Below are 14847 nucleotides of genomic sequence, written 5' to 3'. Positions count from 1 at the left end.
GCCAAGAGACATTTCATTGCGGATCGACCGATGAACGACGCTGGCGCCCCTCCCAACCCCGACAGCGCCGGCCCGGCCGGCAATGCGCCGTACCGGGTGCTGGCGCGCAAATACCGTCCCTCCAGTTTCGACGATCTGATCGGCCAGGAAGCGGTGGTCCGCACCGTCTCAAATGCGTTCGAGACCGGGCGCATTCCGCAGGCCTGGATCCTCACCGGCGTCCGCGGCGTCGGCAAGACCACCACCGCGCGCATTCTGGCCCGTGCACTCAACTACGAGATGCCTGATGGTTCGGTAAAGGGTCCGACCATCCACATGCCGACCCTGGGCGTGCATTGCCAGGCGATCATGGAAAGCCGGCACATGGACGTGCTGGAGATGGACGCGGCCTCGCACACTGGCGTTGACGACGTCCGCCAGATCAATGACAGCGTGCGCTACGCGCCGGCCAGCGCGCGCTACAAGGTCTACATCATCGACGAAGTCCACATGCTGTCGACGGCGGCGTTCAACGCCTTCCTGAAGACGCTTGAGGAACCGCCGGAGCACGCCAAGTTCGTGTTCGCAACCACCGAGATCCGCAAGGTTCCCGTCACCGTGCTGTCGCGCTGCCAGCGTTTCGACCTGCGCCGGGTCGAGGCTGACGTGCTGATGAAGCACCTCGCCAATATCGCGGGGAAGGAAAACGTCGAGATCGAGCCCGAAGCGCTCGGCATCATCGCGCGTGCCGCCGAAGGCTCGGTGCGTGATTCGCTGTCGCTGCTCGACCAGGCGATCGCGCATGCGGCAGGCGCCGTGAAGGCCGACGCGGTCAGGCAGATGCTCGGGCTGGCCGATCGCACCCGCATCATCGATCTCTTCGATTCGCTGGCGCGCGGCGACATCGCCGCCGCGTTCAAGGAGTTCCGCGACCAGTATGATGTCGGCGCCGATCCCATCGTCGTGCTTTCGGACCTTGCCGAATTCGTCAATTTCGTCACCCGCGTGAAGATCGTGCCGGCGACTGCCGACAACGTCGCCTATGGTGAGACTGAGCGCGTGCGTGCGAAGGATTTCGCCTCAAAGATCTCGATGCGCGTGCTGTCGCGGATGTGGCAGATGCTGCTCAAGGGCATTGCCGAGGTGCAGGCCGCGACGCGCCCGGCTGCGGCCGCCGAGATGGTGCTGGTGCGCATCGCCTATGTCGCCGACCTGCCGACGCCGGACGAAGCGATCAGGATGCTGGAGCAGAACGGCGGCGGCTCGCCGGTCGCGAGCGGCGGCGGTGCTGCACGCAGCGCGCCGGCCGCGCCGACGGCCTCCTCAGCGCCTGTTCGCATGCCGACCTCGTCGCCGCCTTCGTTCGGCGGTGGCGGCGCGCGGCCGCAGATGGCGGCGCCCGCGCCGGATCCGCAAGGGGCGGTGCCCCAGCTGCGCGTCACGAGCTTCACCCAGCTCGTCGCGCTCGCCGGGCAGAAGCGCGACATCATGACCAAGAGCGCGCTTGAGGGCGACATGCGCCTCGTCCGTTTCGAGGAGGGCCGGCTGGAGGTCGCGCTCGAGCCGAACGCCTCCAAGACCATGATCTCCGAGCTTGCCAAGAAATTCGAGCTGTGGACCGGCCGCCGCTGGACGGTGATCGTCTCCAACGAGCAGGGCCAGCCGACGCTGCGCTCGGTGAACCAGGCGGCGAAGCAGGAGCATGCCCGTACCGCGGAGGCCGATCCGCGCGTGCGGGAGGTGATGTCGCGTTTCCCCGGCGCCAAGGTTGTCGAGGTCCGCAGGCTTGCCCCCGAGACGCCGGAAGCCAATATAAACCCTGACTATGGCAGTGACGATCCGCCCGACGGTTCCGACGGCGACGATCTCTGAGCCCATCTTTTTCCAAGGACGAGCACCGATGGCTGATTTTCTCGGCATGATGAAGCAGGCGGCGCAACTGCAATCCAAGATGCAGGAGATGCAGGAGCAGCTGGCCAACGTGGAAGTCGAGGGCATCTCCGGCGGCGGCCTCGTCGCGGTGCGCATGACCGCGAAAATGGACGTCAAGGGTATCAAGATCGACCCCTCGCTGATGAAGCCGGAAGAGCGCGAAGTGCTGGAAGATCTGCTCGTCACCGCGCTCGGTGATGCGCGCCGCAAGGCGGAGACCGCGATGCAGGAGAAGATGCAGTCGCTGACCGGCGGGCTCGGCCTGCCGCCGGGGTTGTTCGGCCAGTAAGATGGGCGCGGTTGCAGGTCCCGAAATCGAGCGGCTGGTGCAGCTTCTCGCGCGGCTGCCGGGCCTCGGTCCGCGCTCGGCGCGGCGCGCGGCGCTGCATCTGATCAAGAAGCGCGAAGCGCTGATGATGCCGCTGGCCTCGGCCATGCAGGTCGCGCTCGACAAGGTCCAGGTCTGCAAGACCTGCGGCAACATCGATACGCAAAATCCCTGCACCGTCTGCACCGATCCCAAGCGCGATGACGCCATCATCGTCGTCGTCGCCGATGTCGCCGATCTCTGGGCGCTGGAGCGGGCCAATGCGACCCAGGGTCGCTATCATGTGCTGGGCGCGACATTGTCGCCGCTCGACGGCGTCGGCCCGCAGGATCTGACCATCGACGCGCTGGTCGCGCGCGCGCATGATTCTCGGGTGCACGAAATCATCCTGGCGCTGAATGCCACGGTGGACGGCCAGACCACGGCGCACTACATCACCGACCTGCTCCAGGACGCCAACGTAAAAGTAACCCGGCTGGCCCATGGTGTGCCTGTCGGTGGCGAGCTTGATTATCTCGATGAAGGTACGCTATCGGCCGCGATGCGGCAGCGTACCCTGTTCTAGCCATCCAGACTTTACGGAACGGACGACATGACGAAACTTTTCGCCACACGCTTGGCTTTGGTCGCGACGATGATGCTGCTGGCGAGCCCGGCCATCTCAGCGCAGCAGGACGACGGGGCGCCGCCGCCGTCCAAGCCCGGCAAGCCGATCAACGCCGGCGAGGTGTTGTCCGGCGAGTTGAATGCCTTGAAAGTGCGCGACGTCAAGAATGCCGGCAAGCGGGTTGCGACCTACCAGATCACGTCCGAGCCGCGCCGCCTGCCGCCGCCGAACGGGCTGTGCAATCTCGAGACCGGGCCCGAGACGTTCCAGCTCGTTCCGAGCGGCGATGCGCAGGCCGCGCAGCTGAAGACGTTCGTCGGCAAGGAAATCTCGGTCAAGGTCGACGAAGTCGCCTGCGCCAGCGATCCCGGCCAGATGAGCGAAGCCGTGATCACGAAGTGGAGCTTGATCAAGAAGCAGTAGGGGGATCAGATCGAGATGCCGTAGGGTGGGCAAAGCGAAGCGTGCCCACCGCCTGTGTCGAATGCTTGGAACGATGGTGGGCACGGTGCAAGTGCGCCTTTGCCCACCCTACAGAGCGTCACACCCTCACCGGCCCCAGCGCCTCGAAATGTCCGCGCTTCTGCAGCCATGCGAGCAGCACCAGGCTCGGGATTGCCACCAGCACGCAGATCACGAAGAACAGCGGCCAGCCCGTGGTGTCCGCGACATAGCCCGCGCTCGACGACAGATATGTTCGCCCCACCGCCGCGAGCGCGGTGAGCAGCGCATATTGCGTCGCCGTGTGCAGCGGGTTCTGGCAGAGCGCCGAGAGGTAGGCCACGAAGATCACGGTGCCGATGGCGCTGGTGAAGTTCTCGGCACAGATCGCGAGCGCCAGCGCCCATTGATTGGTGCCGACCACTGCGAGCCAGGCAAAGGACAAATTGGCCAGCGCCTGCACCACGCCACCGATCCAGAGCGACATTGCCAGCGGATAGCGCCGCGCGACGAAACCACCGGCAAACCCGCCGATCAGGGTGGCGGCGAGGCCGACGCCCTTCACGATCGCCGCATAATCGTTGCGGGTGAAGCCGAGGTCGATCACGAACGGCGCCGTCATCGTGCCCGAGAAGGCATCGGTGAACTTGAATAGCACGACGAAGGCGAGCGCGGCGAGTGCGTCCTTGCGCGACAGGAATTCGGAGAACGCGCCGATCGCCGCGCTCAACACACGCGCAAATGCGGTCTCGGTTTGTGTCGCAGCTTCCGCCTGTGCGGATTGCGCCGGCTCGGTCGCGGCCAGCGCGGTGATCGTGCCGATCAGCACCATCGCGGCCATCACCACATAGCCCCACATCCACGCCGAGGTGCGGGGTATGCCGGTGCCTTCGAAGCCCGAGACGATGAACAGCGCGCCCGCGGTCGAGACCAGCATGCCGATGCGGTAGGCCGCAACGTAAGCCGCCATACCGGCGGCCTGCTCGCTCTCCGGCAGGCTCTCGACGCGGAAGGCGTCGACCACGATGTCCTGCGTCGACGACGTCGTCGCCACCAGCAGCGCGCCCAGCGCGACGTAGAACGGCGAGCGCGCGGGGTCGGTCATCGCCAGCAGCAGGATCGCGACGATCAGCAGCAGCTGCGAAAACACCAGCCAGCCGCGCCGCCGCCCGAACGCGCGGGTGAACAGCGGCACATGCAGCGCATCCACCAGCGGCGCCCAAAGGAATTTCAGCGTGTAGGGCGTGCCGACCAGCGCGAACAGCCCGATCGTCTTCAGGTCAACCCCGGCCTCGCGCATCCACACCAGCAGCGTGGAGCCCGACAGCGCCAGCGGCAGCCCCGAGGAGAAGCCGAGGAACAGCACGATCAGCACCCGGGGCTGCAGGTACACGGCAAGGCTGTCGCGCCAGGAGGGCGCAGGGACGGAGGTCGCGGCGGGGGAGGTCACGTCGGGAGCGGTCATGGGGCGGTGTTAGCAGATTCTGGGGGTGATGCCTCTGCCACAAATCCCGTCATGCCCGGGCTTGTCCCGGGCATCCACGTTCTTGGTGCCGTTGAAAAGTCCGTGGATGGCCGGGACAAACAACAAGCCCGGCCATGACGAAACGGTGTCACTCCCCCGCCTGGAGCTTCCGCGGAAACAGCTCGCCCGCGCCCGCGATCAGCCGCGGTCCCTCGGCCGGCGCGTCCGCCTTGCTGAAATCGAGTTCCTCGATCCGGCCTGCACGCTTCTCGATCTTGTCGGCGGAAATCAGGATCTGGCGGACGTCCTCGTTCGCATCGGAAAAATGCTTCTGCAATTTGACCACGCGATCCCTGAGACGACCCAGATCGTCGCCGAGCTTGATCACTTCAGTCTGAATCTGGTCGGCGGCATCGCGCATGCGCGCGTCCTTCATGATCTGCTGCATGACCTGGATCGCCAGCATCAAGAGCGAGGGCGACACCAGCACCACGCGGGCGCGATAGGCCTTCTGGATCACGTCGTCGAAACCGTCATGGATTTCCGCATAGACCGATTCCGACGGCACGAACATCAGTGCCATCTCCTGGGTCTCGCCGGTGACAAGATATTTTTCCGCGATGTCGCTGACATGCTTCATCACGTCGCCGCGCAGCCGCTGCGTGGCAACGCGCTTCTCCTCGTCGGTGCGGGCGTCGTGCAGCGCCGTCATCGCCTCCAGCGGAAACTTCGCGTCGATGCAGAGCGGGCGCTGGTCTGGCAGGAACACGACGCAGTCGGGCCGCTTGCCGGTCGAGAGCGTGAACTGGAACTCGTAGGCGCCCTTCGGCAGACCGTCCTGGACGATCGCCTCCATCCGCGCCTGGCCGAAGGCGCCGCGCGACTGCTTGTTGGCGAGCACGTCGCGCAGGGTCGTCACCTGGGTGGTGAGATCGGTGAGGTTCTTGTGGGCGCTGTCGATGATGCCGAGCCGCTCGTGCAGCGCGCGCAGGCTCTCCATGGTGTTGCGGGTCGAATGTTCCATCGACTGGCCGACGCGATGGGTGACCGAATCCAGCCGCTCGTTGACCGCGCGCGCCATCTCGGCCTGGCGTCCCGCCAGCGCCTGGGTCATGGCGTCGACCCTCCCTGAGGATTCGCTCTGGGCGTGCAGCACCTGGCTGAGGCGCTCCTCGAGCTCGTCGGCCCGGATCGCATGCGCCATCGCGAGTTCCGCGCCGCGCCGGCCCGAGCGGGCGATCACGACGGCGATCGTCACCAGCAGGGTGAGGACAAGGGCGCCGAAGCCGATCAGGGCATCAATCGTGCGCACCGGCCAGTCGGCCAGCATGAAAATGATCTCGTTCATGGGCCCTTCTAGCGCGATTCGCCGACCTTAGCGAACGAAGAGGGAACGGTTATGGTTAATAGCCCCCTAATTTTTATGGTTAACGAAACCTCAAGTTTTATGGTTAGCTAGGGGTTAACGGGGTTCCCGGCCGGATTGACCGCGTCCGGCGCGCGGCTTAAATCGCGGCCATGGCCCTCAGAGAAATCATCATCCTGCCCGACAGGCAGCTGCGTCTGGTCTCCAAGCCGATCGAGAAGGTCACGCCGGAGATTCGCAAGCTTGCCGACGACATGTTCGAGACCATGTACGACGCGCCCGGTATTGGCCTCGCCGCGATCCAGGTCGCGCAGCCGCTGCGGCTGATCACCATGGACCTCGCCAAGCGCGACGAGAACGGCGAGACCACGCCGCTTCCGCGCGTCTTCATCAACCCCGAGATCATCGCCTCGTCCGAGGAGCTGTCGGTCTACGAGGAAGGCTGTCTCTCGATCCCCGAATATTACGAGGAGGTCGAGCGCCCCGCGAAGGTGCGCGTGCGCTTCACCGATCTCGACGGCAAGGTGCACGAGGAGGACGCCGAAGGCCTCTATGCCACCTGCATCCAGCACGAGATCGACCATCTCAACGGCGTGCTGTTCGTCGACTATCTGTCGAAGCTCAAGCGCGACCGCGTGATGAAGAAGTTCGAGAAGGCCGCCAAGCGCGCGGAGTAACCACGTTCTCCGCCGTCATACCCGGCCTTGTGCCGGACATCCACGTTCTGTGCCGCCGCAGGCCGGAAGAACGTGGATGGCCGGGACAAGCCCGGCCATGACGAGTACGTTGCTCGTTTCCGAGGATTGTCTCGCCACATGCCCCTCCGCCTGATCTTCATGGGCACGCCCGATTTCTCCGTGCCGACGCTGCTCGAGCTCGTCGCGCATGGCCACGAGATCGTCGCCGTCTACACCCGCGCGCCGAAGCCCGGCGGGCGGCGCGGCCTGCAATTGCAGCCGACGCCGGTCGAAGAAGCTGCGCGAAAGCTCGGCATTCCCGTGCGGACGCCGAAGACGCTGAAGATCCAGGAAGCGCTCGACGAGTTCAGCGCGTTCGACGCCGATGCCGCCGTGGTCGTCGCCTATGGCATGATCCTGCCGCAGGCGATCCTCGATGCGCCAAAACTCGGCTGCTACAATCTGCACGCTTCGCTGCTGCCGCGCTGGCGCGGCGCAGCGCCGATCAACCGTGCGATCATGGACGGTGATGCCGAGAGCGGCGTGATGGTGATGAAGATGGATGTCGGTCTCGATACCGGCGACGTCGCCATGGCCGAGCGCCTCGCGATCACGGACAACATGACTGCACTCGATTTGCACGATCGTCTCTCTCGCCTCGGCGCCGATCTCATGGTGCGCGCGATGGCCGCGCTCGGGCGCGGCGGGCTCCAGCTCAAGAAGCAGAGCGAGGACGGTGTCACCTACGCCGCCAAGATCGACAAGGCCGAGGCGCGCATCGACTGGACCAGGCCGGCGCGTGCCGTGCTGCGTCACATCCACGGCCTGTCGCCATTCCCCGGCGCCTGGGCCGAGCTTGCCGGCGTCAGCGAGAATGCGCGCGTCAAGATCCTGCGGTGTGAATTGGCAAAGGGGTCGGGCGCGCCGGGCGAGGTGCTCGATGACAACCTCACCATCGCCTGCGGTGAGGGCGCCATCCGCATCATCGAGATCCAGCGCGAAGGCAAGGGCCGGATGCAGGCCGCGGACTTCCTGCGCGGCGTGCCGCTGAAGGCGGGAGCGAGGTTCAACTGATCAGCGATGCCCCGCTACAAGCTCACCATCGAATATGACGGCGCGCCGTTTTTCGGCTGGCAGGTGCAGGACACGCTGCCTTCGGTGCAGGGCGCGCTGGAAGCGGCCGTGAAGGCGATGACCGGCGCGGATTTGCGGGTGCATGGCGCCGGCCGCACCGATGCCGGCGTGCATGCGCGTGGCCAGGTCGCGCATGTCGATATCGACAAGCAGTTTCCGCCGGGCCGTTTTCGCGATGGGCTCAACGCGCATCTGCGCCCGCATCCGATCGCGGTGCTGGAGGCGGAGATCGTGCCTGACACGTTCGAGGCGCGCTTCTCCGCGGTGAAGCGCCACTACCGCTACCGCGTGATCAACACCCGCGCCAACCTCGCGCTCGACATCGGCCACGCCTGGCGCGTGCCGCGCCGGCTCGATGCGGAGGCGATGCATGCGGCGGCACAGCGTCTGCTCGGCAAGCACGATTTCACCACGTTCCGCGACACCGAGTGCCAGGCCAAGTCACCGGAGAAGACGCTCGACCAGCTCGACGTGCTGCGTGACGGCCGCGAGATCACCATCGTCACCTCGGCGCGCTCGTTCCTGCACAGCCAGGTGCGCTCGATGGTGGGCTCGCTGATCTGGGTCGGCGAGGGCCGCTGGACCGCCGACGACCTCTCCGCAGCGTTAGAGGCGCGCAACCGTGCCGCCTGCGGCATCGTCGCCCCGCCGGACGGGCTGTATCTGATGAAGGTGGATTATTAGCGCGTGATGCCGCCACTTCCGTCATGGCCGGGCTTGTCCCGGCCATCCACGATCTTTCTTGCTGGGACTGAAGTACGTGGATGCCCGGGACAAGCCCGGGCATGACGGCGGAATACTTGGCAATGACCGCACCTACCCGAAATACCGCGTCAAAATCCCGCGATAGACCTGCGTCAGCTTCTCCAGATCCTTGACGGGCACCCGCTCGTCGACCTGATGCATGGTCTGGCCGACCAGACCAAATTCGATCACCGGGCAATAGCTGGAAATGAACCTTGCGTCCGACGTGCCACCGCTCGTCGACAGCTCGGGCTTCCGCCCCGTCACCTCCTCGATCGAGGACACCGCGAGATCAGTGAACGGGCCGGGCTTGGTGACGAACACGTTGGAGTTCGAGGGCTCCCAGACGATGCGGGCCTTGATGCGGTTGCCGCAGGCTTTTGTCAGTCGCGTCTCGACCAGCTCGCGCAACGAGGCCTGGGTGTGGTTGTCGTTGTAGCGGATGTTGAATTTTGCGCGGGCCTCGCCGGGGATGACGTTGCTCGCTTTGTTACCGACGTCGACCGAGGTGAATTCGAGATTGGAGGCCTGGAATTGCGCGCTGCCATGGTCGAGCGGCTCGTCGGAGATCGCCACAATCAGCCTGGAGATGTCAGGCACCGGATTGGAGGCCCGATGCGGATAGGCGACGTGGCCCTGCACGCCGTCGACATAAAGCGTGCCGGATTGCGAGCCGCGGCGGCCGACCTTGATGGTGTCGCCGAGCGTCTCGACATTGGAGGGCTCGCCCAGCACGCAATGGTCGAATTTTTCGCCGCGCTCGGCCGTCCATTTCAATAGCTTGATGGTGCCGTTGATGGAGACGTCTTCCTCGTCGCCCGTAATCAGGAACGAGATCGAGCCCTTTCCGTCGTTGCGCGGCTTGCCGTCATTGGCGGCGAGATGCTCCAGCACCGCGGCGACCGAGCAGGCGATGCCGCCCTTCATGTCGACCGCGCCGCGGCCGTGCAGGACGCCGTCCTTCACCTCTCCGGAGAACGCACCGATGCTCCAGGCGCTCTCGTCACCGGGTGGCACCACGTCGGTATGGCCGGCAAAGGTGATGTGCGGGCCTTCGGTGCCGATCCGCGCATAGAGATTGTCGACGTCGGCGGTGCCGGGCTCGCTGAAGGTCACGCGGTGGCAGGCGAAGCCGGCGGCGGTGAGGGCTTTTTCGAGCACCCCGAGCGCACCGGCATCTTCAGGGGTTACCGAGGGGCAGCGGATCAGATCGCGGGCAATGGAGAGAGCATCGGTCATGCGCCCCGCTTAACATGCATGCCGCCGGGTGGGCTAGCGCGGGGCGGGACAATTTCGATCTCGCGGCTCTGGTCCCAGCCTTTCGCAGGGGAGGCGGCGGATGCCGAACTGTCCTCGATATCGAGGAGCGGATCAGGGCCGAACCGGTTGTGGCCCGAGGTGCCGGACCGGCAGAACATTTCGACGAGGCCCCACAGCCACAGCAGTGCGGCAGTCAGGTTGAGCGAAAATATCCAGCTTGATTTGGGCAGCAAGTCCGCGAACTGGCTGAACAGGCCGGGCAAGAAGAAGAACGGAACGATCCACCAGCCGCTCTTGTCGCGGTCATGGAGTCGCTTGATCGCCGTCGCGAGATAGATCCAGAAGAACAGCGCCATGCCGGACGCCTTGAGGATCGAGCCCGCGAGATCGGCCGATGCCAGCGCGTGGGAGACGCGGGGGTCGACCAGCTTGAAGAGGCCGTCGAGACCGAAGTCGAAATCGAGCTCAATTCCGAGCTTCAGGGTGGACCTCGTCCCTCCGACGATCCCGATGACTTGACCGGCAATCTCCAGCAAGCCCGCCAGCAGCGCGACCATCAGCAGCGCCTGCCACAGCAACGCGCGGTTGATGCGGCCGTCGAAGCGGAACAGATACCAGGTCCAGTCCATGCGAACGGCTCCGGGCGGTCGAGGCCGCCCGATATTTGGTCGCGATGGAGAGGGGGTGGGTTCGATAGGGCTCCGGTGTCGTCCCGGCGAAGGCCGGGACCCATACCGCGTGATCTATCGACAGTAGAAGATAGTCGTACCGAACGACGAGTCTTCGCCAAACCACGGCCTCGGAGTATGGGTCCCGGCCTTCGCCGGGACGACAGCGGTGTGCGCCGAACTCAATCCCGCAGCAGCTCGTTGATGCTGGTCTTGGAGCGCGTGCGCTCGTCGACGCGCTTGACGATGACGGCGCAGGCGGTGCTCGGGCCGATCTGGCCGTTCTTCATCGGCTTGCCGGGCAGCGCGCCGGGCACCACGACCGAATATTCGGGCACTTCGCCGATGAAGACCTCGCCGGTCTCGCGGTCCACGATCTTGGTCGAGGCGCCCAGGAACACGCCCATCGCCAGCACCGCGCCCTTGCGCACGATCACGCCCTCAGCGACCTCGGAGCGCGCGCCGATGAAGCAATCGTCCTCGACGATCACGGGCTCGGCCTGCAGCGGCTCGAGCACGCCGCCGATGCCGGCGCCGCCGGAGATGTGCACGCGCTTGCCGATTTGCGCACAGGAGCCGACGGTGGCCCAGGTGTCGACCATGGTGCTCTCATCGACATAGGCGCCGAGATTGACGAAGGACGGCATCAAGACGACGTTCTTGGCGATGAAGGCCGAGCGGCGCACCACCGAGCCGGGCACGGCACGAAAACCGGCGTCGCGAAAACGGTTCTCGCCCCAGCCTTCGAACTTCGAGGGCACCTTGTCCCACCAGGTCGCCTTGCCGGATCCGCCGGGAATGACGCCCATGTCGTTGAGGCGGAACGACAGCAGCACGGCCTTCTTCAGCCACTGATTGACCTTCCACTTGCCGTCGCTGCCGCGCTCGGCAACGCGCGCCTCGCCCTTGTCCAGAATCTCCAGTGCTTGGTCCACGGCCTCGCGCACCTCCCCCTTGGTCGAGGTCGAGATGCCGTCGCGCGCGTCGAAGGCGCTGTTGATGGTGGATTCGAGGGCTTGGAGGGACATCGGGATTTCCTCTGGGGAAGCAGGAATTTGACGGATTGGGGCGCTTTTTCGGGATTTGGGCGGGCGGAGTCAAGGCATACTCCGCCGTCGTCCATACTCCGCTGTCGTCCCGGACAAGCGCAGCGAAGCGGAGCGCCGATCCGGGACCCATAGCCAAAGGGAGTAGTTTGACGAAGATTCGGAGTTACCAATCCGGCGCGACAACCAAATCCTGTGGCTATGGGTCCCGGGTCTGCGCTTACGCTTGCCCGGGACGACGGCGGTTATAGGGGCGAGAGCCCTGCCAAAAACCCCGTCAGATCATCCGTGACGTGGTCGACATGGGCGGCATCCCGGCCTTCCAGTTCCCAGTCCTCCCGCACCACCTCCTTCGTTCCGTCAGGCACCACCAGCACGGTGGTCATGCCGAGCTGGTGCGGGACGGTGAGGTTGCGGGCGAGGTCCTCGAACATCGCGGCTTTGGTCGGATCGACCGCGTGGTCGGCGAGGAATTTCTGATAGGTCTGCGCCGCCGGCTTCGGCTCGAACTGGGCGGCGATGATGTCGAACACGCCGTCGAAATGCGTTGCCAGGCCGAGACGCGCCAGCACCGCATCGACATGGTCGACCGAGCCATTGGTCAGGATCAGCTTGCGCCCCGATAAGTTTGCGATGGCTTCGCCGAGCGCCGGGTTCGGCTGCAGCGGTGAATGGTCGATCTTGTGGACATAGGCGAGATAGTCGTCGGCGGACACGCCATGCAGGGTCATCATGCCGCGCATCGTGGTGCCGAAGCGCAGGTAATAATCCTTCTGCAGTTTTCGCGCCTCCGCCGGCGTCACCTGCAGCCAGCTGGACACGAACTCGGTGATCCGCACATCGACCTGCTGCCACAGATTGACGTGATGCGGATACAGCGTGTTGTCGAGGTCGAACACCCAGGTGTCGACATGAGCAAAGGTGCGGGGTTGGTTCATATCAACATTCTCAGCTCGTCGTCCCGGGGCGCGCGAAGCGCGAGCCCGGGACCCATAACCACGGTGAGGAGTTCGGCGAAGATTCGGGGTGGCCAGCTTCGCGCCATAACCACTCCCTGGGGTTATGGGGCCCCGCCTTCGCGGGGACGACAGCGGAGCTTGTAGGCGCTTGCGTGTTGATCATGACGCCAATTTCACGGCACCGCAAAACGCAGCGTCTTGCCGCCGCTCGACATGTCCACCGCACCAAATCCCGTCGCCGCGAATCCGCGCGCGCCGCAATCGGTCTGCTCAACGGTCTCGAACTTGGTCTCGCGCGTGCAGAGCTGCCTGTCGCCGCCCCAGTTCAGCGGCCGGTCCTTCAGCTTGACGGCGCGGTTGTCGGCGTCGACGGCTTCCGCGAAGCTGAAGATCTGCTTGGGCTGGCCGGTCACATCAGGATGCAGGCAGGTCTTGGGATCGATGCGATACCAGCCGCGGCTGGTCACGGACTTGCCGTCGTCGGTCGCGATCGCCGCCATCACCTTGTGCGGCGTATCGTTGCACCAGGTGAGGCCGGTCGCGGACGGCGTCTGCACCGCATCGACCATGGTCTTGAAGAAGTTTTGCGAGCCCACGATGTCCGAGGACAAGCCGCGGCTCTTCAGGAACGCGGCCAGGGCTGCCTGCGTCTTCGGCCCGTCGACGCCGTCGATCGGCGCGGCGTCGTAGCCCGCAATGACCAAAAGCCGCTGGATGCCGGCGAGGCGGGCCTGCTCGTCGTCATATTCGGAATCCTCGGCGAGATAGGCAATGAGGTTGCCGTCCGCGCTTTGCGTCGGGGTGACTTGCGTAAACGCGGCCTGGGTCTGGCCGCTGCGGCATTGCCGGGCCGCCGCGATGACGAAATTGTCCTGCGCGACGCAGAGCATGTCGCTGCCGTTCTGCGGAATCGGCGAGGCGCCATAGACGCCGAGCGCGCGGGCATTGAGCAGGATGCGGTCGGCGGTCAGCGTGCCCTGCACCACCACGCGGCAGGTGGCGGGATCGACCCTGAACCAGCCGCGCGTCGCGGTCGCCGCCTTGTCGTCGATGCCGATCGCGGCCTCGACGACATAGGACATGCGGTTGCAGATCTTCAGATCGGCGAGGGCCGGCACCGAGGAGAAGACGAACGAGACGGCCGCGGCCGGCAGCGCCATCAGGAAGCGGGTCAGGGGTGAGCGGCGGGGGCGCTGAGCCCTCCGCCCGTCATGCCCGGGCTTGTCCCGCCTGCGAGGCCGAAGAGGCTTCGGCCTCGCAGGCGGGACAAGCCCGGCCATGACGGTTTTCTTTGTCCGCTCGTCCCTCACTTGTGGATCAGCGTTCCCGTGCCCTGGTTGGTGAAGAGCTCAAGCAGCACCGCGTGCTGCATCTTGCCGTCGATGATGACGACGCCCTCCACGCCCTGCTCCAGCGCATAGATGCAGGTCTCGACCTTCGGGATCATGCCGCCGGAAATGGTGCCGTCGGCGATCAGCTTTCGCGCGTCCTTGACCGACAATTGCGGGATCAGCTTCTTCGACTTGTCGAGCACGCCAGGCACGTCGGTGAGCAGCAACAGGCGCTTGGCCTTCAGCGCGCCGGCAACCGCACCGGCAAAAGTGTCGGCGTTGACGTTCAGCGTCTGGCCTTCCTTCGAGGTTGCGAGCGGCGCCAGCACCGGGATCAGCTCGTAGCCGATCAGCTGGTTGAGCAGCGTGAGGTCCACCTTCTCGGGATCGCCGACGAAGCCGAGATCGATTGCCTTCTCGATGTTCGAGCCCGGATCGATGATGGTCCGCGTCGTCTTCGACGCCTTCACCATGTTGCCGTCCTTGCCGGACAACCCCACGGCCTTGCCGCCGGCTTCGTTGATGTAGCCGACGATCTGCTTGTTGACGGAGCCGGCGAGCACCATCTCGACGATCTCGATGGTCGCCGCATCGGTGATGCGCAGGCCGGCTGCGAATTCCGAGACGATGCCGAGGCGCTTGAGCATGGTCGCGATCTGCGGCCCGCCGCCATGCACCACCACCGGATTGATGGCGGTCTGCTCCAGCAGCACGATGTCGCGGGCAAAATTCTTCGCGGTCTCCTCGTCGCCCATGGCATGGCCGCCATATTTGATGACGATGGTTTCCTCGTCATACTGCTGCATGTGCGGCAGCGCTTCCGACAGGATGCGGGCCTGGTCGAGCGGGGAGATGTCGGTCATGTCGCGGATCTCGCTGGCGGGACTGGAGCGGCCTGCGTTCTATCCGA

The 14847-nt window shown here is 65.3% G+C and carries 15 protein-coding genes; 7 read left to right on the top strand and 8 right to left on the bottom strand.

Going from position 1 to position 14847, the window contains the following annotated elements; genetic code table 11:
- The first annotated feature begins 30 nt into the window (after positions 1-30).
- From XI03_RS17500 to XI03_RS17485, 4 genes are read left to right on the top strand one after another with little or no spacing between them, the layout of a single operon-like run.
- A complete protein-coding gene (locus tag XI03_RS17500) occupies positions 31-1851 on the top strand; it encodes a DNA polymerase III subunit gamma/tau (protein WP_271592791.1) in 1821 nt (606 codons plus the stop codon).
- 28 nt (positions 1852-1879) lie between these two features.
- Positions 1880-2200 (top strand): YbaB/EbfC family nucleoid-associated protein, encoded by a 321-nt coding sequence (locus tag XI03_RS17495; protein ID WP_028140843.1) that lies wholly within the window; start codon positions 1880-1882, stop codon positions 2198-2200.
- 1 nt (position 2201) lies between these two features.
- Positions 2202-2804 (top strand): recombination mediator RecR, encoded by a 603-nt coding sequence (gene recR, locus XI03_RS17490; RefSeq protein WP_018320788.1) that lies wholly within the window; start codon positions 2202-2204, stop codon positions 2802-2804.
- Positions 2805-2831: 27 nt separating this feature from the next.
- Positions 2832-3269: a hypothetical protein gene (locus XI03_RS17485; RefSeq protein ID WP_018320787.1), complete on the top strand. Its 438-nt coding sequence runs from the start codon at positions 2832-2834 to the stop codon at positions 3267-3269.
- A 118-nt stretch (positions 3270-3387) separates the two neighbouring features.
- On the opposite strand, the gene XI03_RS17480 is transcribed toward XI03_RS17485, so the two are convergent.
- Both XI03_RS17480 and XI03_RS17475 read right to left on the bottom strand, forming a co-directional pair.
- Positions 3388-4752 carry an AmpG family muropeptide MFS transporter gene (locus tag XI03_RS17480; RefSeq protein WP_271592790.1) on the bottom strand — a complete coding sequence of 455 codons (1365 nt, stop codon included), beginning with the start codon at positions 4750-4752 and terminating at the stop codon, positions 3388-3390.
- A gap of 148 nt (positions 4753-4900) precedes the next feature.
- Positions 4901-6100: a DNA recombination protein RmuC gene (locus XI03_RS17475; RefSeq protein ID WP_271592789.1), complete on the bottom strand. Its 1200-nt coding sequence runs from the start codon at positions 6098-6100 to the stop codon at positions 4901-4903.
- Positions 6101-6270: 170 nt separating this feature from the next.
- Between XI03_RS17475 and def the strand changes: the two genes are divergently transcribed.
- From def to truA, 3 genes are all read left to right on the top strand, one after another.
- Positions 6271-6795 (top strand): peptide deformylase, encoded by a 525-nt coding sequence (gene def / locus XI03_RS17470; protein WP_028140840.1) that lies wholly within the window; start codon positions 6271-6273, stop codon positions 6793-6795.
- Positions 6796-6933: 138 nt separating this feature from the next.
- Positions 6934-7869: a methionyl-tRNA formyltransferase gene (fmt, locus tag XI03_RS17465; RefSeq protein WP_271592788.1), complete on the top strand. Its 936-nt coding sequence runs from the start codon at positions 6934-6936 to the stop codon at positions 7867-7869.
- Positions 7870-7875: 6 nt separating this feature from the next.
- Positions 7876-8613, top strand: a complete 738-nt coding sequence (gene truA, locus XI03_RS17460) for a tRNA pseudouridine(38-40) synthase TruA (protein WP_271592787.1) — start codon at positions 7876-7878, stop codon at positions 8611-8613.
- Positions 8614-8745: 132 nt separating this feature from the next.
- Here truA and dapE read toward each other — a convergent pair whose 3' ends face one another.
- From dapE to argB, 6 genes are all read right to left on the bottom strand, one after another.
- Positions 8746-9912 carry a succinyl-diaminopimelate desuccinylase gene (gene dapE, locus XI03_RS17455; protein ID WP_271592786.1) on the bottom strand — a complete coding sequence of 389 codons (1167 nt, stop codon included), beginning with the start codon at positions 9910-9912 and terminating at the stop codon, positions 8746-8748.
- Entirely contained in the window at positions 9909-10562 is a 654-nt protein-coding gene (locus XI03_RS17450; protein ID WP_212475046.1) for a DUF805 domain-containing protein, read from the bottom strand. Before XI03_RS17450 ends, dapE begins: the two co-directional genes overlap by 4 nt.
- A 221-nt stretch (positions 10563-10783) precedes the next feature.
- Positions 10784-11629 carry a 2,3,4,5-tetrahydropyridine-2,6-dicarboxylate N-succinyltransferase gene (gene dapD / locus XI03_RS17445; RefSeq protein ID WP_028140835.1) on the bottom strand — a complete coding sequence of 282 codons (846 nt, stop codon included), beginning with the start codon at positions 11627-11629 and terminating at the stop codon, positions 10784-10786.
- Positions 11630-11892: 263 nt separating this feature from the next.
- Positions 11893-12585, bottom strand: a complete 693-nt coding sequence (locus tag XI03_RS17440) for a pyrimidine 5'-nucleotidase (RefSeq protein WP_028140834.1) — start codon at positions 12583-12585, stop codon at positions 11893-11895.
- Between the two features lie 194 nt (positions 12586-12779).
- Positions 12780-13766 carry a DUF1036 domain-containing protein gene (locus tag XI03_RS17435; protein ID WP_271592785.1) on the bottom strand — a complete coding sequence of 329 codons (987 nt, stop codon included), beginning with the start codon at positions 13764-13766 and terminating at the stop codon, positions 12780-12782.
- A 146-nt stretch (positions 13767-13912) separates the two neighbouring features.
- A complete protein-coding gene (gene argB, locus XI03_RS17430; protein WP_028140832.1) occupies positions 13913-14800 on the bottom strand; it encodes an acetylglutamate kinase in 888 nt (295 codons plus the stop codon).
- Positions 14801-14847: the final 47 nt, after the last annotated feature.

The sequence above is a fragment of the Bradyrhizobium sp. CCBAU 65884 genome (genome assembly GCF_028128835.1).
Lineage (GTDB): Bacteria > Pseudomonadota > Alphaproteobacteria > Rhizobiales > Xanthobacteraceae > Bradyrhizobium > Bradyrhizobium ottawaense.
This window is presented reverse-complemented; position numbering and strand designations above follow the sequence as displayed.